The 22,834-nt window shown below is 74.7% G+C and carries 21 protein-coding genes and 2 pseudogenes; 10 read left to right on the top strand and 13 right to left on the bottom strand.

The window, feature by feature from the left end; genetic code table 11:
* Window positions 1-30: 30 nt before the first annotated feature.
* Complete coding sequence (locus OG937_33350; GenBank protein WUD76231.1) at window positions 31-342, bottom strand: SHOCT domain-containing protein; 312 nt, start codon at window positions 340-342, stop codon at window positions 31-33.
* A 196-nt stretch (window positions 343-538) separates the two neighbouring features.
* Between OG937_33350 and OG937_33345 the strand changes: the two genes are divergently transcribed.
* A complete protein-coding gene (locus tag OG937_33345) occupies window positions 539-892 on the top strand; it encodes a hypothetical protein (protein WUD76230.1) in 354 nt (117 codons plus the stop codon).
* 10 nt (window positions 893-902) lie between these two features.
* On the opposite strand, the gene OG937_33340 is transcribed toward OG937_33345, so the two are convergent.
* The 3 genes from OG937_33340 to OG937_33330 all read right to left on the bottom strand — a co-directional run bounded on the left by OG937_33340 (window position 903) and on the right by OG937_33330 (window position 3,065).
* Window positions 903-1,346, bottom strand: coding sequence for a DUF6325 family protein (locus OG937_33340; GenBank protein WUD76229.1), 444 nt, complete (start codon window positions 1,344-1,346; stop codon window positions 903-905).
* 56 nt (window positions 1,347-1,402) lie between these two features.
* Complete coding sequence (locus OG937_33335; GenBank protein ID WUD76228.1) at window positions 1,403-2,359, bottom strand: DUF389 domain-containing protein; 957 nt, start codon at window positions 2,357-2,359, stop codon at window positions 1,403-1,405.
* 61 nt (window positions 2,360-2,420) lie between these two features.
* Complete coding sequence (locus OG937_33330; protein WUD76227.1) at window positions 2,421-3,065, bottom strand: GAP family protein; 645 nt, start codon at window positions 3,063-3,065, stop codon at window positions 2,421-2,423.
* A gap of 202 nt (window positions 3,066-3,267) precedes the next feature.
* Here OG937_33330 and OG937_33325 point away from each other — a divergent pair, with 202 nt between their 5' ends.
* Window positions 3,268-4,668, top strand: coding sequence for a DUF2252 domain-containing protein (locus OG937_33325; protein WUD76226.1), 1,401 nt, complete (start codon window positions 3,268-3,270; stop codon window positions 4,666-4,668).
* Window positions 4,669-4,715: 47 nt separating this feature from the next.
* Here the strand turns inward: OG937_33325 and OG937_33320 are convergent, their stop codons facing one another.
* Window positions 4,716-6,008, bottom strand: a complete 1,293-nt coding sequence (locus OG937_33320) for a chloride channel protein (GenBank protein ID WUD76225.1) — start codon at window positions 6,006-6,008, stop codon at window positions 4,716-4,718.
* Window positions 6,009-6,237: 229 nt separating this feature from the next.
* Here OG937_33320 and fahA point away from each other — a divergent pair, with 229 nt between their 5' ends.
* From fahA to OG937_33305, 3 genes and pseudogenes are all read left to right on the top strand, one after another.
* Complete coding sequence (gene fahA / locus OG937_33315; protein ID WUD76224.1) at window positions 6,238-7,497, top strand: fumarylacetoacetase; 1,260 nt, start codon at window positions 6,238-6,240, stop codon at window positions 7,495-7,497.
* A 145-nt stretch (window positions 7,498-7,642) separates the two neighbouring features.
* Window positions 7,643-8,723: pseudogene (locus OG937_33310) on the top strand (MFS transporter).
* Window positions 8,713-10,191: an aminotransferase class V-fold PLP-dependent enzyme gene (locus OG937_33305; protein ID WUD76223.1), complete on the top strand. Its 1,479-nt coding sequence runs from the start codon at window positions 8,713-8,715 to the stop codon at window positions 10,189-10,191. Before OG937_33310 ends, OG937_33305 begins: the two are co-directional and overlap by 11 nt.
* Before the next feature lie 1,058 nt (window positions 10,192-11,249).
* Here OG937_33305 and OG937_33300 read toward each other — a convergent pair.
* The 4 genes from OG937_33300 to OG937_33285 form a co-directional block, all read right to left on the bottom strand.
* A complete protein-coding gene (locus tag OG937_33300) occupies window positions 11,250-12,227 on the bottom strand; it encodes a pirin family protein (protein WUD76222.1) in 978 nt (325 codons plus the stop codon).
* 7 nt (window positions 12,228-12,234) lie between these two features.
* On the bottom strand, window positions 12,235-13,992 hold the full coding sequence (locus OG937_33295; GenBank protein ID WUD76221.1) for a DUF1446 domain-containing protein: 1,758 nt from the start codon (window positions 13,990-13,992) through the stop codon (window positions 12,235-12,237).
* A gap of 77 nt (window positions 13,993-14,069) precedes the next feature.
* Window positions 14,070-15,431, bottom strand: coding sequence for an NAD(P)/FAD-dependent oxidoreductase (locus OG937_33290; protein WUD76220.1), 1,362 nt, complete (start codon window positions 15,429-15,431; stop codon window positions 14,070-14,072).
* Window positions 15,432-15,635: 204 nt separating this feature from the next.
* On the bottom strand, window positions 15,636-17,000 hold the full coding sequence (locus tag OG937_33285; protein WUD76219.1) for a cytochrome P450: 1,365 nt from the start codon (window positions 16,998-17,000) through the stop codon (window positions 15,636-15,638).
* Between the two features lie 126 nt (window positions 17,001-17,126).
* On the opposite strand from OG937_33285, the gene OG937_33280 reads away from it, so the two are divergent.
* Window positions 17,127-17,663, top strand: a complete 537-nt coding sequence (locus OG937_33280; protein ID WUD76218.1) for an NUDIX domain-containing protein — start codon at window positions 17,127-17,129, stop codon at window positions 17,661-17,663.
* Here OG937_33280 and OG937_33275 read toward each other — a convergent pair.
* Window positions 17,638-18,384: pseudogene (locus OG937_33275) on the bottom strand (DUF817 domain-containing protein). The gene OG937_33280 and the pseudogene OG937_33275 sit on opposite strands and share 26 nt — an antisense overlap.
* Window positions 18,385-18,437: 53 nt before the next feature.
* On the bottom strand, window positions 18,438-19,013 hold the full coding sequence (locus tag OG937_33270) for a TetR/AcrR family transcriptional regulator (GenBank protein WUD76217.1): 576 nt from the start codon (window positions 19,011-19,013) through the stop codon (window positions 18,438-18,440).
* Window positions 19,014-19,112: 99 nt separating this feature from the next.
* On the opposite strand from OG937_33270, the gene OG937_33265 reads away from it, so the two are divergent.
* The 3 genes from OG937_33265 to OG937_33255 all read left to right on the top strand — a co-directional run bounded on the left by OG937_33265 (window position 19,113) and on the right by OG937_33255 (window position 20,408).
* Window positions 19,113-19,517 carry a DUF202 domain-containing protein gene (locus OG937_33265; GenBank protein ID WUD76216.1) on the top strand — a complete coding sequence of 135 codons (405 nt, stop codon included), beginning with the start codon at window positions 19,113-19,115 and terminating at the stop codon, window positions 19,515-19,517.
* Window positions 19,517-19,852 (top strand): DUF202 domain-containing protein, encoded by a 336-nt coding sequence (locus OG937_33260; GenBank protein ID WUD76215.1) that lies wholly within the window; start codon window positions 19,517-19,519, stop codon window positions 19,850-19,852. Before OG937_33265 ends, OG937_33260 begins: the two co-directional genes overlap by 1 nt.
* A 97-nt stretch (window positions 19,853-19,949) precedes the next feature.
* Window positions 19,950-20,408 carry a MarR family transcriptional regulator gene (locus OG937_33255; protein ID WUD76214.1) on the top strand — a complete coding sequence of 153 codons (459 nt, stop codon included), beginning with the start codon at window positions 19,950-19,952 and terminating at the stop codon, window positions 20,406-20,408.
* Window positions 20,409-20,426: 18 nt separating this feature from the next.
* Here the strand turns inward: OG937_33255 and OG937_33250 are convergent, their stop codons facing one another.
* Complete coding sequence (locus tag OG937_33250; GenBank protein ID WUD76213.1) at window positions 20,427-21,374, bottom strand: hypothetical protein; 948 nt, start codon at window positions 21,372-21,374, stop codon at window positions 20,427-20,429.
* 153 nt (window positions 21,375-21,527) lie between these two features.
* Between OG937_33250 and OG937_33245 the strand changes: the two genes are divergently transcribed.
* Window positions 21,528-22,064, top strand: a complete 537-nt coding sequence (locus OG937_33245; GenBank protein ID WUD76212.1) for an AAA family ATPase — start codon at window positions 21,528-21,530, stop codon at window positions 22,062-22,064.
* A 37-nt stretch (window positions 22,065-22,101) separates the two neighbouring features.
* On the opposite strand, the gene OG937_33240 is transcribed toward OG937_33245, so the two are convergent.
* Window positions 22,102-22,809: an FCD domain-containing protein gene (locus OG937_33240; protein ID WUD76211.1), complete on the bottom strand. Its 708-nt coding sequence runs from the start codon at window positions 22,807-22,809 to the stop codon at window positions 22,102-22,104.
* Between the last annotated feature and the right edge of the window lie 25 nt (window positions 22,810-22,834).

Below are 22,834 nucleotides of genomic sequence, written 5' to 3'. Positions count from 1 at the left end.
CGTCTGTGGCGTTTCCGGCGGCCCGCGCCGTCAGCCGCCGAGGATGGCGCGTTTCTGCGTCTGGAACTCCTCCTCGGTGAGGATCCCCTGCTCCTTCAGTTCGCCCAGCTGCTTGAGCTGCTCCAGCTTCCCCGCCATGTCGCCCCCCGGGGCGGGCGGCGGTTGCGGAGGCGGGGCGGCCGCGGGCGGCGGAGCGGGGGCCGTGGGCTCCTGGACCGCTGCCTGCCCGTACCCCTGCTCCGCCCACCGGCCCTGCTGCCGTCGCGCCACCCGCTGCGACACCGCGGTGGCCGTGCCCGCGACGACGGCCGTACGTACCGCTCCACGCAGTAGACCGGGCATGGTGCCGTCCCTTCCGGTGGCTCCTGGACCTCCATTCGACCACCGCGCCGGGCGGGCCGCACGCCGGCACCTGGTCCGCCGTCACCACCAGGGGGAGGGTGATTCGGCCGACTGGGCGTGCCCGGCATGACAGCGTGGGCGCTCTCGGGGCAGCGTGGCCTTCGCACCGCTCTCCGCACAGACGAGGACGCTCACCATGGCAGATCTCCGGCGGCACGGCATCCGCACCGGCGCCCTGTTCCTTCTGCTCGGCGCCGCGGGCTGCTCCGGCCTGGACTCCCAAGCGGTGGGCACGGTGGTGTACACCACCCCGGACAACAAGGTGGTGCAGCTGGACAATCCGTCGGTGGACGGCTGCCACCAGTTGCCGCCCACGGGTGCCAGGTCGATCGTGAACAACACGCTCAACGACGTGGTCCTGCACACCGGTCCCGGCTGCAAGAACCTGGAAGGCACGGAGAGCACCTACCTGGCGACGAAGACCAGCAACCCGGGCATCCCCGACGCGGAGCCGTGGATGAGTTTCACCGTGGTCGGCGGGAACGCCTGACCAGGGGTCATCAGGAGCCGGACTCCGCGGCGTCCAGGGAGGCGAGCACGTCCTGGACGGGGATCCGGCCGCCGGCCACGAGCCTGCCCCCGCCCCGGCGGATCGCGACGGCGAGGGGCGCGGCCCACAGGTTCTCGTAGACCAGGACGGCGGCGGAGCTGCCCGGTTCGAGGACGGCGGCGGCGTCCGCGAGGTCGTCCGCGCCGAGCAGGCCGGAGGAGGCGCCCTGGAAGACCTCGAGCTCGCCGAGTCCCCCGGCGGTGAGGTCGGCGATCTCCAGGCCGGCGACGCTCCCGTCCGCGTCCTTGCGGACGAAGGTCAGGTCGAGGATGCGGACGAGCCCGCGGTCCACGAGGTCGAGCAGGAGCGGGAAGGCCTCCCCGGTCATGCGGTTGCCGGGGAATTCGATCACCACGTAGTCGATGGGGCCCATCTCGTCGATCGCGTCGCTCACGGCACTGCTCCCTTCCCCCGCGCCATCCCCCGTGCCATTGGACCACCGGGAGGGGGTCATCGCACCTCGGCCCGGGCCGCCGCCCCGGCGCTGACGCGGCGCCAGATGGCGCGCTGGCACCTGAGGGTCCCGGTGCCGACGAGGATCAGCACGACGACGTTGAGCAGCAGCTGGAACAGGGAGCCCCGCGCCTCGTCCCAGGAGGCGAAGGCGAGCGAAACGCCGAGGTCGGCCCCGGCCGGGATGGTCGTCACCGAGATGAAGACGCCGAGCAGGGCACTGGTGCGGGCCTCGGTGAGGGAGACGATGCCGACGATCCCGGCGAGCACGGCCACCACGAGGGAGAAGAAGTTGGGGGTGTTGATCAGGTGGGCGACCGGCCGCACGCCCAGCCGGAAGGCCTCCGGCTGCAGGTCGAAGGCCCGTACGAGCAGGGCGAAGAGCAGCGTGGCGGCGATGGCCAGCGCGAAGCCCACGAGCAGGGCCCGGAGTCCCTCGCGGACCCGGGCGCGGTCGTGGCGGTCGATGCCGAGGGCGACGCTGGTGATGGCCCCGTACTCGGGTCCGACGACCATGGCGGCCACGATGAGGATCTGCGAGTTGCTGATGATGCCGACGGCGCCGATGATCCCGGCGATGACCAGCAGCAGGTGGAAGCTGGGCGGGTAGCGGCCCTCGGCGCGGATGCGGGCCTCGACCTGGTCCCACACCGGGGTGCGCAGCCGTGCGCCGGGGGAGGCCGCTCCGGCCCGCTCGGCGGTGTCGGAGAGGACGACGTCGACGGGGTCGAGGACGATCGATCCGCGGCGGTCGATCCCGAGTTCGCGCAGCCCGCGCAGGACGGTGTTGGCGGCGCCGGTCAGCACGTCGCACTCGATGGCGTCGCCGTCCGGGTGGCGGGCGCCGCCGCGCAGCAGGACGAGGTTGAGCACGCAGGGATCGGCACCGAGCGCGGTCAGCGCCCGGTCCGTGAGGTCCGGCGGGCTCACCGCACGGACATGGATCATGTCCACCCCTGCATTACGCCCGCGACAGGCGGGGGCGGCAACTCGGCGCGGCGCAGCGGAGACGGGCTCAGGCGGTGAGCTGGTAGAGGCTCTTGGCGACCAGGACCAGCCCGATGACCAGGCACAGCCCGATGATCGCCTGGTCCTGGTGGCCGTCGAGCCAGGTGCGCAGGACGCGCAGCCGGACGCGGGCGGAGTCGGGGGCGACGAGGGTGTAGACCTCCATCGTCAGCAGGGTGGAGCTGGCGATCAGGCAGTACGCCATGAGCGCCAGGTAGGACTCGAGGTGGGACAGGTCGGCCTCGACGACGGTCGCGGCGCCCGCCGCCACCAGTCCCCACGGCTGGAGCAGCACCGCGAGGCCCGCGGACGACCAGGCGGAGACCCGCTCCAGGCGGCTCGTCATCCGGGACGGCCGGTGGGGACGCGCCGCGCGGCGCCTGCGGTGCTCGGCGTAGCCCACCAGCCCGACGCCGACGGCGAGTTTGCCGGCGAGGGCGGCCGTCGAGGGCGAGGACTTCGGCTCCGGGGGCTTGCCCTGGGTCAGCAGCAGCACCGCCGCGACGACCGCGACCAGGCAGGCCAGCCAGGCGATGATGAAGGCCAGACCCTTCCACGCCCCGCCGCGGGTGCTCAGCACCAGCACGAACGCCATCAGCGGGAACGGGAACAGGGTGACGGCCAGCCCGATCAGGACGAGGTCAAGGACCATCGCCGCCCCCGCCGGGGGTCGGGGGCCCCGGAAGATGGCCGGCCGCGTCCATGGGGTCATGGTCACCGGGGCCGCCCGCGGGCACAACTCCGCGGCCCCGGGTCCGGCTCGCCGGGCCCATGGGCCGGGCTTACGTTTGAGGGGGCCGGCGCACCCACGCATTCCCGGCGAGTTCCGTGCGGCCCGGAGGACGGTGACCGCGATGACCGTGGACGCCCGGTGGAGTTCGCCCGGGGAGCGGGCCGCGCGCGGCAAGGCGGCCCGCAAGAGGACGCCGCGCTCCGCCCACGCGGAGTACGCGCCCGCGGCGGACCGGGCCGATCCGGTGGACGTCGTGGAGGGGCAGTCGGCCCGGCGTGTGCCGGAGCTCGTGCCGATCCGCTACGGCCGCATGACCGAGTCGCCGTTCCGCTTCTACCGCGGGGCGGCCGCGGTCATGGCCGGGGACCTCGCGCACACGCCCCGCTCGGGCCTGCGGGCCCAGTTGTGCGGGGACGCGCACCTGCTCAACTTCCGGCTGCTGGCCTCGCCGGAGCGGCGGCTGATGTTCGACATCAACGACTTCGACGAGACCCTGCCGGGCCCCTGGGAGTGGGACGTCAAGCGCCTGGCCGCCAGTCTGGTCATCGCGGGCCGTGCGAATGGCTTCTCGGCGGCCGAGCGCGCGGGGGTGGTGCGGGCGGCGGTGGGGGCGTACCGGCGGCGGATGCGCGGCTTCGCCGGGATGGGCAACCTGCAGGTCTGGTACACCCGTTTCGAGGCGGACCGGTTGCAGCAGCAGTTCGCCCCGATGATGGGCGGCGAGGACGTGGCGCGCTGGGAGCGTGCCCGGGCCCGGGCCCGTGCGCGCGACACGCTGCAGGTCTTCGACAAGCTGACCCGGGTGATCGACGGCAGGCGCCTGATCGCCCCCGATCCCCCGCTGCTGATGCCGCTGCGCGACCTGCTCGACGGCGACGCCCGCGCCGCCCTGGAGAAGGAGATCTCCCGGCTGGTCGAGCGGTACGGCCACTCCCTGCAGCCCGACCGCCGCTTCCTGCTGGAGCAGTACCGGCTCGCCGACTGCGCGCGCAAGGTCGTCGGGGTGGGCAGTGTGGGGACCCGCTGCTGGATCCTGCTCCTGCTGGGGAAGGACGACGAGGATCCGCTGTTCCTGCAGGCGAAGGAGGCCGAGGAGTCGGTCCTGGCCCCGTACGCGGGGGCCGGCCCGCACCGTACGCACGGCGAGCGGGTGGTCGCCGGGCAGCGCCTGATGCAGGCGACCAGCGACATCTTCCTCGGCTGGGAACGCCTCCACGGCATCGACGGGCGGCAGCGGGACTTCTACGTACGGCAGTTGCGCGACTGGAAGGGCATCGTGGTGGCCGAGAGCCTGGTGCCCAGGACGATGACGCTGTTCGGGGAGGTGTGCGGCGCCACGCTGGCCCGGGCGCACGCGCGGTCCGGGGACCGGATCGCGATCGCCGCGTACCTGGGAGGTTCCGACGTCTTCGACCGGGCCGTCGCCGCTTTCGCCGAGGCGTACGCGGACCAGAACGAACGGGACCACCGGGCACTCGTGGACGCCGTCCGCACCGGACGCGTCCAGGCGGAGGCCCCCTGAACCGGCACCATGGTGAAGCCTGCCGGGGTTCGCGTACCCGGCGCTCCTCAGGGGCGCGACGACGCGGGCCGTGGCGCAGTGCCGGACGCGGGCGGCCGCCCGCCGCCGGGCGGCGGCAGGGGCGGGATGTCCGGGCCCTGCGGCAGCAGTTCGGCCGCCACGAAGGCGACGACCACCGCCAGCACCACCACCGGCACCGATGCGGTGTTGCCGAGCAGGAGCACCACGAGCACCACGCTGCTCACCGGCAGGCGCATCGCGGCGGCACCCGCGGCCGCCATGCCCGCCGCCATCGCCGGTACGACCCCGAAACCCGGCAGCGGGGCGGCCAGCAGCCCGGCGGCGCCGCCGAGGAAGAGCGAGGGGAAGATCGGGCCGCCGCGCAGGCTGCCCAGGCACAGCGCGTAGCCGACGCCCTTGCACAGCAGCACCGCGACCAGGGCGCCGGCCGGCCAGGCGTGCGGGTCGGCGGCCATCTGCGCCAGCGCCTCCTGCCCGGAGGAGGCGACCTCCTCCGATGTGCGGCCCGTGGCCAGGGCGTACACGGCGGCGCACACGCCGGCGGCGAGTGCGCAGAGCACGGTGTGCGGCAGCGGCCGGCGGGAGACGAACACCGCGGCGGCCTTGCCGCCGGTGAGGATCAGGTGCACGGCCACTCCGACCGCCAGGGCGAGCAGCACGCCCCATGCCACGTCGCCCGCGTCGAGCGTGGGCGGCCGGGGCAGGCCGATGTCGAGGTGGGTGGTCTTCAGCCCCGTCCAGCGGCCGAAGCCGGTGAACACGATGTCGCCCACGCCGCTGGCGAGCAGGGCCGGCAGCATCACGGCGAACAGCTGGGGCCCGCCGACCCCGGCCACCTCCATCAGGAGCACCGCGGCCACCACCGGGTTGCCGAAGATCGTGGCGATCGCCGCCGCGGAACCGGCCGCGCCGAGCAGCGCGTTGGTCTGCGGTGTCGCCGGCGAGCGGACCAGGTCGCGGAAGAGCAGCGCCAGTGCGCCGCCGAAGGCGATGAGCGGGGCCTCGGGTCCGAGCACCGCGCCCAGCGGCAGGCCCGCCAGGGCGGCGAGGACCACGCCGGGCAGGGCGGAGGTGGCCATCCCGCCGGTGTGCAAGCCGCCGGCCGGGACGTGGCCGCCACGGCCCGGCATGCGGGTGACGACCAGGCCCACGATCGCACCGGCGAGGGTGAGCAGCGGCAGGGGCCACCACCACGGGGGCGTCTGCAGGCCGAGGTGCCCGGGCAGCACCTCCCACAGCAGCCGCTCGAGTTCGTGGAGGGCGACGAGGAACCAGAAGGCCAGGAAGGACACCGGGATGCCGATCACCGCGGAGAACACGAGCGTCCTGCGGTACGCCGGCCGGCGCAGCAGTTCGCGCAGCTGGTCGGCTTCCTGGGGCTGGTTCCCGGGAGGGCTGATCGTCGTCCTCCTCGTTCACGAATGGGGCGGAACGGGTGATGTCCGGCGAGACTACCGACGCGGGGCCGCACAGCGGCGAAGGCCACGCTGGACGTTAGGGTGAGCCGACCGCGCGAGGAAGCGCGGCCCCGACGTATCTGGAGGTGCCATGGCCGCCCCCACCTGGGTCGCCGTGCCGGACGACTCCCCCTTCGGCGTCCACAATCTGCCGTACGGGGTGTTCACCACCGCGGACCGTCCGCAGGAACGCCGGATCGGCGTCGCGATCGGAGACCACGTACTCGACGCGGGCGCCGCCGCGCGCGCCGCCGGAGCGGGAACGGCCGGGCCGGAGGCCGGGCTGCTGACGGCGCCGACGCTCAACCCGCTGCTGGCGGCCGGGCGTTCGGCCTGGACGGCGGTGCGGTCGCTGGTCACCGCCTGGCTGACCGACGAGGCCCACCGGGCGGCCGTCGAGCCGCACCTGCTGCCGCGCGGCTCCGTCACGCTCCACCTCGCGTTCGACGTCGCGGACTACGTCGACTTCTACGCCTCGGAGCACCACGCCACGAACGTCGGCCGGATCTTCCGCCCGGACGGGGAGCCGCTGCCCCCCAACTGGAAGCATCTGCCGATCGGTTACCACGGCCGCAGCGGCACGATCGTCGTGTCGGGGACGCCGGTGGTCCGGCCGAACGGGCAGCGCAGGGGCGCCGCCCTGTCCGCTCCGTCCTTCGGGCCGTGCGAACGGCTGGACTTCGAGGCCGAGCTCGGCTTCGTCGTCGGCGGCCCAACCGCGCAGGGCGAGCCGGTGCCGCTGGCTGCGGCCGAGGAGCACGTCTTCGGGGTCTGCCTGCTCAACGACTGGTCCGCCCGCGACATCCAGGCCTGGGAGACCGTGCCGCTCGGCCCGTTCCTCGGGAAGTCGTTCGCGACCTCCGTCTCCCCGTGGGTCGTCCCCCTCGACGCGCTGTCGGCGGCGCGCGTCGACCCCCCGCCGCACGACGTGGGGATCCTGCCCTACCTGGACGACCGGGACGCCGGGACACAGCCGCGCGGGCTCGACATCGCCGTGGAGGTCCGGCTGCGGGGCGAGGTCGTCTCCCGTCCGCCGTTCTCCACCATGTACTGGACGTACGCCCAGATGCTCACCCACATGACCGTGAACGGCGCCTCGTTGCGGGCGGGCGACCTCTTCGCCTCGGGGACCATCAGCGGCCCGCGGCGCGAGCAGCGGGGCGCGCTGATCGAACTGACGTGGAACGGCGAGGAGCCGCTGGTGCTGACGGACGGCACGAAGCGGACGTTCCTGGAGGACGGCGACGAACTCGCCATCTCGGCGACCGCCCCGGGGCCGGACGGCACCCGGATCGGCTTCGGCGAGGTCGCCGGCCGGGTGGTGGCGGGACCGGCCCTTTTCGTGAACTGACCTGTTCAGGGGTCTGTCCGAGTCCCGGGTCGGCGTGATCTCCTACGCCTGACGGCGCGGCGTCCGGCCACGGCACGCCGCGCCGTCGCGTACGCCACGCCATCGCGTACGCCGCCCCGAGTCGACCCGGACCCGCAGGGGAGCCATGTCCGAGACGCTGCCCTCCGCACCCGCCGAGGACGCCGGCCGAGCGTCCGCCCCGCCACTGCCCCGGCAGGTGCGGATCGGCTACGGCCTGGGATCGCTGGGCACCGGCACCTTCGGCACGGTGCCGGGCCTGATCCTGCTCTACTACCTCACCAATGTGCTGGCCGTCCCGGCGGCCGTGGCGGGCGCGGCCGTCTTCCTCCCCAAGGCGTGGGACGTGCTGGTCAACCCCCTGGTGGGCGCGGCCGCCGACCGCAGCCGGCTGCAGGGCGGCTCCCGGCGGCCGTTCCTGCTGGCCGGGGCGCTCACGCTGCCGCCGCTGTTCGCGCTGGTCTTCGCGGCGCCGCCGCTGCGCGGGGCCGCCGCCGCGGGCTACGTGGCGGTGCTCCCTGTTCCTGATGGGGATGTGGACGCTGCAGGCGCTCGCCGTGGGGATCATGCTGGCCGGGGTCCAGTACTTCGCCACGTACACCCTCGGCTCGGCGGGGGCCGTCACCCCGCTGTTCGTCTGCATGATCGGCCCGCTGGTGCTGGTGATGCCGCTGTGGAACCGGCTGGCCCGGGTGCGCGGCGTGACGTACGCGCAGTGGTGCGCCTCGCTGCTCTTCGTGGCCGGTGCCACCCTGCTGGCCCTCACCCCGTACGCGGGGCCGGGGCTCGGCTACTCGGCGGTCGCGGCCGTCGGGATCGCCTACGCGGGGCTGCAGTTGCTGCCGCTGACGATGCTCGCCGACACCTTGGCCGCGGACGCGGTCCGCACCGGGCGGCGCAGGGCGGCCACCTTCACCGGGCTGTGGACGGCCGCCGAGACGCTGGCGTTCGCGCTGGGCGCCGGGGCCTTCGCGCTGGTGCTGGCGGTGAGCGGGTTCCGTTCCTCGGACGCCGCGCACCACGTCGACCAGCCGGACTCGGCCCTGACCGGCATCACCGCCGGCATGAGCGTGCTCCCCGCGGTGCTCGCCGCCGCGAGCCTGTGGCTGCTCCACCGCTACCGGGAGGACCCCGTGGACTCCGGCCCGGCCCCGCAGACCCCCGCCCGCACCGACCCGCCCGAGGACACCGAGGACCATGCCCACTGAGCCCGTTCCCTCCCCCGCCCTCCCCCAGGGCCGCCCCGCCGGCGAGGTGCTGGCGCAGCTGCGTGAGCTGCGCGCGGACGACGCCCCCACCCGCGGCGGCCGCACCTTCGCGTACGTCTACGACTCCGGGCTGTCCGGCGTGGACGAGCTGGCCGCCTCGGCGTACGCGGCGTTCGCCACCGTCAACGGGCTGGACATGACGGTCTTCCCCAGCGTCGCCCGGCTGGAGAACGACCTGATCGCCGCCACCGTGGCGCTGCTGGGCACGCCCGGTGCCCAGGGCACCTTCACCAGCGGCGGCACCGAGTCGATCCTGCTGGCCGTGAAGACCGCCCGGGAGCACGCCCGCGCGGTGCGCGCGGTGACCGCGCCGCAGCTGGTCCTGCCCTCCACCGCGCACGCCGCCTTCCACAAGGCCGCCGCCTACCTGGGCCTGGAGACCGTGGTGGTGCCGGTGGACCGGGACACGCTGCGGGCCGACGCGGCGGCCGTGGCGGCCGCGATCACCGACCGCACGGCGCTGGTGGTGGCCTCGGCCCCCTCGTACGCCCACGGGGTGGTCGACCCGGTCGCGGAGATCGCCGCCGCGGCGGCCGGCCGCGGCGTGCTCTGCCACGTCGACGCGTGCATCGGCGGCTGGCTGCTGCCCTACCTGCGACGCGCCGGACGGGACGTGCCGGCCTTCGACCTGTCGGTGCCCGGGGTGACCTCGCTCTCGGTGGACCTGCACAAGTACGGCTACGCCGACAAGGGCGCCTCCGTGGTGCTCTACCGGGACGCCGAACTGCGCCGCCACCAGTACTTCGCCCACGCCGGCTGGCCGGGCTACCCCGTGGTCAACCCCACCGTGCAGGGCACCAAGTCTGCCGGGCTGCTGGCCCAGGCGTGGGCCGTGCAACGGCACATCGGCGAGGACGGCTACCGCGCGCTGGCCGAGCGCACCGCCGCGGCCGCCGACCGGCTACTGCCGGGGCTGCGCGCCGTCGAGGGCGTGCGGGTGCTGGGCGATCCCCAGGCAGGGCTCGTCGCGTTCACACTGCTCGGCGCCGACGGCACGCCGGACCTGAGCCTGCTCCTCCACCTCGCCGACGAGATGCGCGAACGCGGCTGGTACCTGCAGCCGCAGCTGTCCTTCGACGGGCTGCCGCCCAATCTGCACCTGACCCTGACCCCCGCGGCGGCCGGTCTGGTGCACGCGCTCCTCACCGACCTGGACGCGGCTTTGAAGGCGGCCCGCGCCCTGGACCCGGTGACGGTGGACCCGGCGGTCGCGCGGTTCGCTGCGGAACTCGACCCGGCCACCCTGGGACCGGAGGAGGTGGAGGCGGTACTGGCCTTCGCCGGCATGGGCGGCGGCACCGGGCTGCCACGCCGGATGGCCCCGGTACTGGCGCTGCTCGACGCACTGCCCGTACCGCTCAAGGAACGGCTGCTGACGGAGTTCGTCGGGGCGGTCTTCCGCGTCTGACGGCGCGGGCGCGTGTCGGCGGGCGGCGCGGGACCCCCGGCGCCTCGCGGCCGTGACGACCGGACGGCGCCCACCGGCCGCCCGGTGCGGTCCGCGTGTGCACGCGGCGCCTCCGCGTCGGGGGGCCTCGGACCCGGCCGGTCCGGACCCCATGGCCACTGCCGGGCGATCCGCGATGTCGGCCTGGGAGCCGGCGCGGGAACCGAGTCCTCGGGCACCTCACAGCCGAAGACCCCCGGATGAACAGCACCTGGGAAGGCCGCGCGGTGGGCGAGTTCGCGTGACACGCACGCCTCGGCGGGACCCACGGATCCGACCGGGCCAGGCGTGCGGCGCAGCACCAAGGCCGCACGGATCGCGAGGGGGACGCCAGGGGCCTCAGGTCTCCGCGGCAGAGCAGCACGACGCGCCCGCACCCCGCGCGGGGGCGCCGGCCCTCCAAGAGGTTCGAGGCCGGCCACAGCCGCGCAGGCCGCAAGATCGGCGCGGGTCCCTGTCGGCCGGGCGACGCCACCGCGAACCGGGCGCGCCCAGGAGACCGGCCCGGTGGGCGGGTTCGCGCACGCCTCGGGGGCCCCTTGGAACCGCCCAGGGCGACTGCGCGGCGCACCTCCGCGCAGGCCGCGACGGCGGCGCAGAGGACTGCGGGCCCCTCGCGGCCGGGCAGTATCCGGAGTACGCCCGCCGCCGCGAGCGGGGCATCGGCGTGCCGGACGTCCCAGGACGCCGAGGCGGTGGGCGAGTTCGCGGAGCGCACACGGCCGGTCAGTGCCCAGCGGGCGTCCGCCGCCGCCGCGCGCGGACCTCGGGAAACCGAACGCGCCCAGAAGCCCTGCCCGGCAAGCGAGTTCACACGGCCGCACGCCTCGGCGCGCCCCATGCAACCGGCCAGGGCGACGCCAAAGGACGCAGGCCACGCGGTCGGCACAGCGCTAACGCGCCCGCAAGGTGGGCGGAGGCGACGCGGATGCGACGCGGGCCCATCGCGGCCGGGCGACGCCCCCACGAACCGGGCGCACCCGGGAGGTCGGCCACGGAACCGGCTCGCCGCGCAGCGGTCAGCGTTCGCGTCCGCGGGGCTTGAGGGGGGTCGCGGGGAGTTCCGGGGCGAGGAGGCGGTCGCCGTCGTAGCCGTGCACGGTGCCGAAGGCGCTGCCGGTGTTCCACTCCTCGCGGGCACGGACGATCTCCTCGCCGTCGCGGGCGACGAAGTTCCACCACATGACGAGCTTCTCCTCGAACGGCTCGCCGCCGAGCAGCATCAGGCCCGCGTCGACGTCCGCGCGCAGCGGCAGTCCGGTGCGGCCACAGCCCAGGTAGAGCATCGAACCGGCCTCGACGGGCACGCCGTCGACGTCGGCCCGGCCGGACATCGACAGGACCGCGTACTCGAAGTCCCGCTCCAGCGGCAGCGTCACGTCGGTGCCCGCGGCGAGGGCGAGGTCGGCGCCGACGAGGGGCGTGTGCACGGTGCCGGGCGAGGCCGCGCCGTCCACCTCGCCGAGGATCACCGTGGCGGTGAGGCCGCTCCCGACGCCCCCGCCCCGCAGCACCGGCAGGTCGGCGTGGTGCTCGAAGGCGGGCTCGCGGTGCCGGGCCGCGTCCGGGAGGGCGACCCACAACTGGGCGCCGTGCAGGAGGCGGGCGTGCTCGCGCGGGGACTCCTCCGAGTGGGCGATGCCCCGGCCCGAGGTCATCAGGCCCAGTTCCCTCGGCCGCACGGTCTGCAGGCTGCCGAGGGTGTCCCGGTGCAGCACCTCGCCCTCGTGGAGCCAGCTGACGGTCTGCAGCCCGATGTGCGGGTGCGGGGGCACCTGCATGCCGGGCTGGTCGGCGATGTCGTCGGGACCGTAGTGGTCGACGAAGCACCAGGCGCCGACCATGCGGCGGCCCAGGTTGGGCAGCAGACGGCGTACGACGCTGCTCTCGCCGAGCGGCACGAGGCGTCCGGTGAGCAGGTCGTGGACGGGTTTCGCGGACACGTCCGCACGTCCGCCGCACGTGGCGGGCGCGGGATGGAGGTCGAGGTTGCTCATGGCGCGATCATGCCCCGCGGCGCGGCGCGGGGACGAGCACCGCGGGGATGTCGGCCTCCAGCCCGCGCAGGTACTCGCCGAGCCCCTTGGCCTGCGGGTCGGGGCGGGTGGAGGCGGCGACGCCGTCGCCGAGCAGGCCGTGGACGACGAAGTTCAGGGCGCGCAGGTTGGGCAGCTCGTAGCGGCTGACGGCGAGTTTGGCGGTCTCCGGGAGCAGGGCGCGCAGCCGTTCGACGTCCAGCCAGTCGCGCAGCCAGCCGTAGGCGGCGTCGTCGCGGGCCCACAGGCCGACGTTGGCGTCGCCGCCCTTGTCGCCTGAGCGGGCGCCGACGAGCAGGCCCAGCGGGGCGCGCACGGTGGGGCCCTCGGCCGGCCGGGCGGGCGGGGCCGGGGGCTGCGCGGGGACGCGTACCGACGTGACGGGCGGGCGCGGCACGGGGACACGGGTGCCGTCCTGCAGCACGACCTCGGGGTGGACGAGGGCGGCGGGGACGAGGGCCGGCCAGTGGACGCCGTACTCGGTGGGCCTGGGCGAGAAGTGCTCCATGTGCAGCCCGGGCGCGGTGGACAGGCCGGTGCCGACGACGGCGCCGAACAGGGCGCGGCCGACCTTGTCCTTGTCGGGGTCCTTGACGGTGAGGGTGAGCCGGGCGCCGGTGGCGGTGGCCTCGGTGCGGACGTCGTACGTCTCGAAGCCGGACGGGCCGCCGGTCGCGTCGAGCAGGGACGCCTCGGCGAACCGGACCTTGGCCTCGATGTCGGGGCCGGTGAGCACGAAGGTGGCCGTGTTGCGGTGGCCGCCGTGGTGGTTGAGGCACACCTTGAGGGTGTCGGGGGCGGGTTCGCCGCGGGCGCCGGAGACCAGGACCCGGTCGGGACCCTCCTGTTCCAGGGTCACGGTGTCGAAGCGGGTGACGACGTCGGGGTTGAGGTAGGCGGGGCGGTCGATCTCGTACAGCAGCTGGGCGGTGACCGTGTCGACGGTGACCGCTCCCCCGGTGCCCGCGTGCTTGGTGATGACGCTGGAGCCGTCGGGCCGCAGCTCGGCGATGGGGAAGCCGGGGCGCACGGGCCGTTCGACCTCGGTGAAGAAGGAGTAGTTGCCGCCGGTGGCCTGGGCCCCGCACTCGATGATGTGCCCGGCGGTGACCGCGCCGGCGAGCCGGTCCCAGTCGTCGGTGGCCCAGTCGAAGGCCCAGGCGGCGGGACCGACCACCAGGGAGGCGTCGGTGACGCGGCCGCAGATGACGACGTCGGCCCCGGCGCGCAGCGCCTCGGTGATGCCCCAGGCGCCGAGGTAGGCGTTGGCGGTGAGCGGGCGCACGTCCGCGTCGGCGAGCGGTAGTCCGGTGGCCAGGTGGGCGAACGGGTGGCCCTCGCGCTGGAGTCCGGGCAGCCGGTCGAGCAGGTCGTCGCCCTCCAGGTGGGCGACGGAGGGGGTCAGCCCCGCCAGGGCGGCCAGTTCACGGAGCTTCGCGGCAAGACCTGCGGGGTTGAGCCCGCCCGCGTTGACGACGATCTTGATGCCGCGGTCCAGGCAGGTCGCGAGGACGTCGCCCATCTGCGCGAGGAAGGACAGGGCGTAGCCGGCTTCGGGGTCGCGCTGCCGGGCCTTCCAGAGCAGCAGCATCGTCAGCTCGGCGAGGTAGTCACCGGTCAGTACGTCGATCGGGCCGCCCTCGACCATCTCGCGGGCGGCCGACAGGCGGTCGCCGTAGAAGCCGGAGCAGTTGGCGATGCGCAGGGTCTCACGTCGCTGGGTCATGTCCCTCGCCGTCAGCGGTGTCGGTGTTCAGGTGTCGGTGTTCAGATGTGGGTGGGGGCGGTGCACGTGTGGGGCGGTCAGGCGGCCGTCGCGCGCAGCGACTCGACGTGGCGGCGGATCTCCTCCGGCGAGAGGTAGATGTCGGTGACCTCGAAGTCCTTCAGCGCGGCCGGCCTGCGGGCCTGGAAGCCGGTGCGCACGAAGTCGTCCCCGGCGACGGCGTTGAGGAACCAGCCCGCGGCGGCGCGGAAGCGCGCGGGGAAGGTCCGCAGCGCGCCGAGGTGGTAGCCGCGGGCGACGACCTGGGCGGGGAGGCCGCTGAGCGGGATGCCGAGCGGCTTGGAGACCGCCTCGATCCCGCCGAGGTCGACGACGAGTCCGAGGTCCTTGTGCCGGTACGGCTGAAGGGGGCGGCCGCGCAGTGCCGCGACGACGTTCTCGGCGACGGCCTTGCCCTGCCGCATGGCGTGCTGGGCGGTGGGCGGGCAGACCGCGCCACCGCCCACGTCGAGGTCGGGGACGGCGGCCGAGTCACCGAGGGCGAAGACCCCGTCGGCGCCGGGGATGCACATCTCGGGGTCGGTGACGAGCCGGCCCTTGACGGTCTCGGTGCCCAGCGTGGTCACCAGCGGGCTGGACGCGACGCCGGCGGTCCAGATCAGGGTGCGGCAGGGCAGTTTGCGGCCGTCGGTGAAGGTGACGGTGTCGGGGGTGACCTCGGCGACGGACACGCCGAGCGAGACCTCGACCCCGCGCTCTCGGACGATCTGCAGCGCCTTCAGGCCGAGCTTCTCGCCGAGTTCGGGCATCAGACGGGGCGCGATGTCGATCAGGTGCCACTTGATGAGGGCCGGATCGAGGCGCGGGTAGCGCTTGGCCGCCGCCGTGGTCAGCCGCTGCAGGACCGCGGCCGTCTCGGTGCCCGCGTAGCCGCCGCCGACGACGACGAACTGCAGCCGCGACTCGCGCTCGGCCTGGTCCGTGGTGGCGGACGCCAGGTCCAGCTGGGCGATGACGTGGTCGCGGATGTACGCCGCCTCGGCCAGGGTCTTCATGCCGCGGCCGTACTCGGCGAGGCCAGGGATGTCGAAGGTGCGGGTCACGCTTCCGGGGGCCAGCACGAGGTAGTCGTACTCCCTGACGAGCTCCTCGTCGGTGATCTTCTTGATGACGACGGCCTTGGCGGCCGGGTCGACCCCGATCGCCCGCCCGGGTATGACCTCGCTGCGGTGCACCATGCGGCGCAGCGGGACGGCGACCGCCTGGGGGGTGAGCACACCGGCGGCGACATGCGGGAGCAGGGGCAGGTAGAGCTGGTGGCTCCAGGGCGTGACCAGGGTGATCTCGGCCTCGTCCTGGGTCAGCCGCCGCTCCAGCCGGTGCACGCACTCCATGCCCGCGAAGCCGCCGCCGACGACCAGGATCCTGGGTCGCTTCATCACTCGCCTCCCGTAGGACCGTTCGGGGCCCGTTTCCCTACCCGCGGCGTGTGCGGATACGCCTCCGGCCACGCTCGCACACGCCTCGTCGCGGCGCGAACGGAGCGGCGGCGCCCGCGTGCGGCACGCTACCGGCCCCGGCGTGCGCGGATGAAGGGTTCCGGCGGACCGGCCCCGGGGTCCGGGCGCGGTCCGGCCCGCCGGTCACACCCCCGCGCGGGGCGTGAGGCGGCAGCGGGCCGGTCCGCGGGCCTGGAGGGTGATGCCCGCGCCGAGCGGGACGTCCTGGTCGACGGCGGTGAGTTCGTGGCCGCGCAGCAGCACGGCCAGGGCGAGCACGGACTCCAGCAGGGAGAAGTGCCTGCCGATGCAGGCGCGGGGGCCGCCGCCGAAGGGGAGCCAGGCGTAGCGGTGGCGGGCGGCCTCCGCCTGCGGGGTGAAGCGGCCGGGGTCGAAGCGCCCGGGCTCCGGCCAGTGGCCGGGATGGCGGTGGATCACCCAGGGGACGACGATGACGTCCGCGCCGGCCGGGACGAGGTGGCCGCCGATGCGGGCGGCGGCGACCGAGCGGCGGCCGATGACGGGCGCGGCCGGGTACAGGCGCATGGCCTCCTTGAGGACCGCCGTGAGGTAGGGCAGGGCGTCGAGGTCCGCGGCCGCCGGGACGCGTCCACCGAGGACGCGGTCGATCTCCTCCCGGGCCCGGGCCTGATCCTCGGGGTGACGGGCGAGCAGGTGGAGGGCGAAGGCGAGCGAGGTGGCGGTCGTCTCGTGGCCGGCGAGAAGGAAGATCAGCACCTGGTCGCGGATCTCCGCGGGGTCGAGGGGACGTCCGTCCTCGTCCCGGGCCGAGGCGAGCAGGGAGAGCAGGTCCTGGCCGTCGCCGCCCTCCGCGCGGCGGCGCTCGATGATCGCGTCGCAGACCGCGTACAGCTCGGCGGTGGCGGCCGCCGCCCTCCGGTTGCCGGGGGTCGGCCAGTGGCGGGGGGTCCGCACCGGGGCGAAGCCGCGCCGCCGGACGTAGTCGTTGACGACGGGCATGCGGCGGCGGACGGTGTCGACGGCCGGCTCGATCGCGCCGCCGAACAGGACGCGGGCGATCGTGCGGAGGGTGAGGCCGTGCATCTCCTCCAGGACGTCGACGGTGCCGTCGGGCGCGTCGTGCCAGTCGGCGACGAGGGCGGCGGCCTCGGCGGTGACGGCGGTCGCGTAGCCGTCGACGCGGCGCGGGGTGAACAGCGGCTGCAGGAGCCTGCGCTGCCGCTGGTAGTCGGTGTCCTGGCTGGTGAGGAGCCCGTTGCCGAAGGACTGCCGGACCTCCTCGTAGAACGGGCTGTCCTTGCGGAAGCCGGCCGCTTCGGTCGCCAGCACCTGCTGGGCGCCCTCGGGTGAGAACACCGCGTGCACCTCGGCGCGCAGCCCCGGTGGGCCGGCGCTGAAGCGGACGAGGTCCCCGTGGTCGCGCCGCGCGCGCTCGTAGGTGTCGAGGGGCTCGCGCAGCAGGTCGAACATCGACCCGAGCAGCGGCACCCCCGCCGGGCCCGGCACCTTCGTGTGAGCGGTCGTCATGACCCCGATTCTGCGCGCGGTACGACGGCGCCGGGGCCCGGGCCGGGCAGCTTGGCCGGAACCCGCCCCGGGGCCGATCATTGGGCGCGTACCCGGCCCACGGGCACCGCGACGGACGGAGGCACCATGGAGGACGCTCCGCGCTCGGCGGACGAGCTGCTGGACATCGTGGACGAGCAGGACCGGGTGGTCGGCCGGGCGACGCGCGGCGAGGCCACCGCGCGCGGCCTGCGGCACCGCTGCGTCTTCGTCCTGGCCAGGGACGGCGAGGGGCGCGTGTTCGTGCACCGCCGCACCGCGGAGAAGCTGGTCTTCCCCGCCCTCCACGACATGTTCGTCGGCGGTGTGGTGGGCGCGGGCGAGGAGTACGACGACGCGGCGCTGCGCGAGGCGGAGGAGGAGCTGGGGGTCTGCGGTCTGCCGCGTCCGACGGCGCTGTTCAGCTTCCTGTACGAGGGGACGGGGGCGGCGGCGGGTCACACCTGGTGGTCCCGGGTGTATGAGGTGCGCTGCGACCTGCCGGTCGTGCCGCAGGCCGAGGAGGTCGCCTGGCACGACTTCGTGACGGAGGAGGAACTGGAACGCCTCCTGCCGGAGTGGGAATGGGTGCCCGACGGCCTGGAGGCCTGGCACCGGCTGCGCGACTGGCGACGACGAAGGTGACGCTGATCAGCAGCGCCCAGGCGCCGAACTTGGCGAGGGAGACCGGCACCCAGCCGTGCTCCTGGTCGGGGTAGCGCCAGGCGCCCACGTAGGTGGCGGCGTTCTCGGCGACCCAGAGGAAGAAGCCGATGAGGACGAAGGAGAGCGCGAGCGGCATCCGCAGGCGCACCCCGTCGACCGTGAAGTGCACCCAGGTGCCCGCCGTCGTCCAGAGCAGCAGGACGGCCAGCAGCCACCGCGCGTCGGGCAGCCAGTGGTGGGTGAAGAAGTTGAGGTACACCGCCGCGGCCAGGATGGTCATGGCGCGGCGGCGGTAGCCGGTCAGGCCCAGCTCGAACAGCCGCCAGGCCGCGCACACGTAGCTGCCGACGGCGGCGTAGAGGAAGCCCCCGTACAGCGGGACGCCGCCGAACTTGGTGAGCGCGGGTTCGGGGTAGCTCCAGGAGCCCAGGTGCACCTTGACGAGTTCGAAGAGCAGCCCGACGGCGTGGCACACCGCGATGACGGCGACGTCACGGCCGCGCTCCCAGCCGCAGGCCCAGAACAGCGCGCTGAGCGCCACCCCGTAGCAGAGCAGCAGGTCGTAGCGGGCGACGGGCAGCGGCGGCAGCAGCCGCGAGCCGGCCACGCCCGCCATGAGCGCGACGGCGAAGGCGCAGCAGCGTGCCTCCGTCCAGCCGAAGAGCACGAGCCTGCGGACGCCGGTGACGATCGGTCCCATGGTGAGGGGGACACCGCCGGGCGCCGCCCCGGTTCCGGGCGGGTCCGGCGCGTTCAGTCCAGGGAGCGCAGGGCGGTCCCGACGGCGTCCTCGACGAAGGCCCGGCCGAGGCGGGCCCGGCCCACGACGCGCAGGCCCTGGACGAAGGTGGTGAGGAAGCGGGCCAGTTCCACCGGGTCCTTGTCGGCGGACAGCTCCCCCCGGGCCTTCGCCTTCTCCAGCGCCGCCGCGAGGGCGGACTCCAGCAGGCGCATGGTGACGGTGACGCGGTCGACGGTGTCGGGGTCGTCGCCGCGCTCGGTGGCGGCGTTGACCAGCAGACAGCCCCGTTCGGGGTCCTCCAGGTCGGCCTCGGCCATCTGCTCCAGCGCGGTGCGGACGGCGGGGCGGATCTCGTCCGCGTTCTCGAGCAGTTCGACGAGGCCTCCGGCGTACCGGGAGCAGTAGCGCTCCAGGGCGCGGGCGTAGAGCTTGTCCTTGGAGCCGAAGGCGGCGTAGAGGCTGCCGCTGCCGATGGAGAGCTCGGCCAGCAGGTCCTGGAGCGACGTCGCCGCGTAGCCGCGGCGCCAGAACAGGTCCATGGCACGGTCGAGAGCCTGGTCGATGTCGAACTCCCTGGTGCGCGCCATGGCGCGAGCCTACCATTTCTGGATCAGTTGATACACTACGGCGGCCGGAGGCCCGTCCCAGGACGCGCCCACCGCGATGGCGCTCGGTACTGTGGGGCCGTGATCAAGCGTGTGCGGGCCGCGGCCGGGGCGGTCGCCCTCTGGTTCGCCCCGGCACGGGTGCGGACCGAGGGGACGACGCCGGACTACCGCTTCTCGCTCGCCAACGAGCGGACCTTCCTCGCCTGGCTGCGCACCGCGCTCGCGCTGGTGGGCGGCGGCTTCGCGGTCGACCAGTTCCTGCGGGACCTGCGCCGCCCGGTCCGGGTGACGCTCGCGGTGGTGCTGGTGGTCGGCGGCGCGATGTGCGCGGTCCGCGCGGTGAACCACTGGGTGCGCTGCGAGCGGGCGATGCGGCGCGGGGAGGACCTGCCCGTCTCGCGCTTCCCCGCCCTGCTGGCGGTGCTGGTGGCCCTGGTGGCCGTGGCGATGCTGCTCACGGTGACGCTGGGGTGGGCGGGCTGATGACCGCCCCCGGCGGCGACACCCCGCGGGACCCGGGCCTGCAGCCCGAGCGGACCCGGCTGGCCTGGCGGCGCACCACGCTGGCCTTCGCGGTGGCGGCGCTGCTGGCCGGACGCGAGGCGGTGCTGCACGGGGCGCCGCCGGCCGGGCTGCTGGGGCTCTCGCTGTGCGCGCTGGTGTGGCTGGCGTTCACCGTCACCGCCCAGCGGCGGATCGCCGCCCTGGACTCCGCGCGGCCCGCCGCGATGACGCCGGGGACGGCGGCCTGGGCCGTGCTGAGCGTCCTGGTCCTGGCGGTCGCGGGAGCGCTGCTGGTCTTCCTCACGCCCCGCTGAGGGCGCGCCGCCCAGGCAGGGGCAGCGCGCGGGGCCGACGCTTGAAGACGTCAAGCTAATGATTTACCATTTCAAGCTTTTGAGTACACTCGCAGACATGAGCGCCCCGACCGCCGCGACGACCGCGCAGCCCACCAAGATCGAGCTGCTGGAGCTGCTCGCCGCCATCGGCACCGCCCAGTGGCAGGACTTCGCCGCCGCGGCCGCCCGGCACGGGCTGACCTCCATGCAGGCCAAGGTGCTCGCCCAGCTGGGCGGCCCGATGCCCATGCGCGGCCTGGCCGAGCGGCTGGTGTGCGACGCGTCCAACGTCACCGGCATCGTCGACCGTCTCGAGGCGCACGGCTTCGTCCGCCGCGAGGTGAGCGCCAGCGACCGCCGGGTCAAGAACGTCGTGGCCACCGATCTCGGGCGCGAGACCATCCGCCGCGTCCGCGACGAGATGCAGGCCACCCACGGGGCGCTGGACACCCTGGACGCGACGGAGCAGGCGGCCCTCTACGCACTGCTGGAGCGGCTCCGCCCGGTCATGGAGGCACGCGGCAAGGACCGCTAGGCGCGGCCTACGCGCGGCCTACGCCCGGCGCCGGGCGGGCCGGGCGCGGGAACCGGCACGAGGACGGGAGCGGGGCGGCGTCAGGCCGCGCAGTGGGGCGAGCAGGGCGCGGACCTCGCGGTCCGCGAAACCGGGTTCCCCCGCGATCACCCGCACCAGTTCCTCGCGCACCGGGCGTCCGCGCCCCGCCTGGACCAGGGCCAGCGACTCGGCCAGCGCCGCCGGGAGGTCCGGTCCGTGCCAGGGGTCCGCGGCGTAGGCGTCGAACCAGCGCGGCGGCGGGAAGGACGGCTGCAGCTTGGCCTGCTCGTTCCCGAGGTACGACCACACCCAAGGGTCCAGGGACACCCCGACGACGTACCCGGCCGGCAGGGCCCGGGCCCAGTCGCCCGCCGTGTGCTGCTGCCAGCGCCAGGTGTGGGGGCTGGTCCGCCGGCGGGCCGTCACCCCGACGAAGCGCAGCTTGCGGCGGATCACCGGCCACGGCTCGCGGCTCTCGCGCGCCCAGTCGGCGAGGGCGGCGAACAGCGTGTCGTAGGTGCCGCCCTCGGAGACCAGGTCGACCAGTGCCACCGGGCGAGTGCGGCGGGCCAGGGCGTGCGGCGCGAGCCCGGCGCGGGCAAGGTGCTCGCGCAGGCGGGCCGTGTGGGCGGGCGCCGGAACCGGGCCCGGGCGCAACGACAGTGGCAGGCGCAGCAACCGCCCTTCCCGGGACGAGCCTTCGAAGGCGCCGGTCAGCAGGTCGTACATGCTGTCCAGGGAGCGGCCGACGAAGCACAGGTCGGCGCCGCCAGTGCCGGCGAGCACCTTCCCCGTGCACGCGGCCAGTTCGGGGAGATACCACAGGCGGGGGCGCGCGGCGCCCTCGGTCAGGGTGCCGAGCCGGTCCGGCGGCGCACCGCCGCGGGCACGCGTCAGCGCCCAGCGGTACGGCTGGGGCGGCGGGCCGGCCGGCACGGTGGACATGATCCCCAGTGCACCATCCGCCATCTTGGCCGGTCACCTGGTTTTCGGTCCGCCGAAACGTTCCGCTTGACGTGTCTCGAACATAGAGTCGCCCTGGGCGCCGCGCGGCGCCCGGCGGGGTGACGGAAAGAGCAGAGCGGTGAGGTGCGAGCGATGTTCCTGATCACCGGGATCCCCGCAGCGGGGAAGTCGACCGTGGCGCAGGCACTGGCCGAGCGGCTGCCCCGCTCGGCGCACGTTCGGGGCGACGCGTTCCGGCGGATGATCGTCGGCGGGCGGGCCGAGGCGCTGCCCGGCGACGGCTCGGGGGACGTCGCGGGCCTGACCGAGGAGGCGCTGCGGCAACTGCGGCTGCGGCACTCCCTGGCGGCGGCGAGCGCGGACGCGTACGCGGCGTCCGGGTTCACCCCCGTCCTGCAGGACGTCATCCTCGGCGACGAACTGCCGCGCACGATAGCCCTGTTGCGCACCCGGCCGCTGCACGTCGTGGTCCTCGTCCCCTCGCCGGAGGCGATCGCCGCCCGCGAGGCCGGCCGGGCCAAACGGGCCTACGGCGCATGGACCCCCGCCGACCTCGACCGCGCCCTGCGCGCGGGCACCCCGCGGATCGGCCTCTGGCTGGACACCTCCCGCCAGACCCCGGAGGAGACCGTGGACGCGATCCTCCGCCACGCCGGCCCCACCGGCTGACCCCGTGCCCCCCGCCCCCGGCACCGCACGGGCGCGGTCAGGGGGCCAGGACGTCGAGTTCGCGCAGCGCGCCGACGCAGATCTCGCGCATCAGGCGCTCCGCGGACCGCGCGTCGCGGGCGCGGACGGCCTCGGCCACGCGGACGTGGAGGGTGACCGCCTCGGGGTCGGGGGCGCTGAACATGACGTGGTGCTCGGTGCGCCCGGTGAGCACCTCCGCGACGACGTCGCCGAGGCGGGCGAACATCTCGTTGCCGGACGCGGTGAGCATCACGCGGTGGAAGGCCACGTCGTGCACCAGGTACTCGGCGAGGTCGGCGGCCCGTCCGGCCGCGGCCATCTCGGCGGCGAGGACGGTCAGTTCGCGGCACTGCTCCGGGCTCGCGGAGGCCGCCGCGAGCCCTGCGGCGACGGGCTCGACGGCGGTGCGCAGCATGGTGAGCGAGCGCAGTTGCCGGGGCCGGTCCGCGCCGGCGAGGCGCCAGCGGATGACGGCCGGGTCGAAGACGTTCCACTCCTCGGTGCGGCGCACCGTGATGCCGACCCGGCGCCGCGACTCGACGAGGTGCATGGCCTCCAGGACGCGTACGGCCTCGCGGACGACGGTGCGGGAGACGCCGTACTGCCGCTCCAGCTCGTCGATGCGCAGCACGGTACCGGGCGGATACGCGCCCGAGGCGATGGCGGGGCCGAGTTCCGCCAGTACACGGGCGTGCAGGCCGCCGTGCTCTCCCTGCCGATCCATGGGCGACAGCCTATGCGGCGATTCC

The organism is Streptomyces sp. NBC_00510 (assembly GCA_036013505.1).
In the GTDB taxonomy this organism is placed as follows: Bacteria; Actinomycetota; Actinomycetes; order Streptomycetales; family Streptomycetaceae; genus Actinacidiphila.
This window is presented reverse-complemented; position numbering and strand designations above follow the sequence as displayed.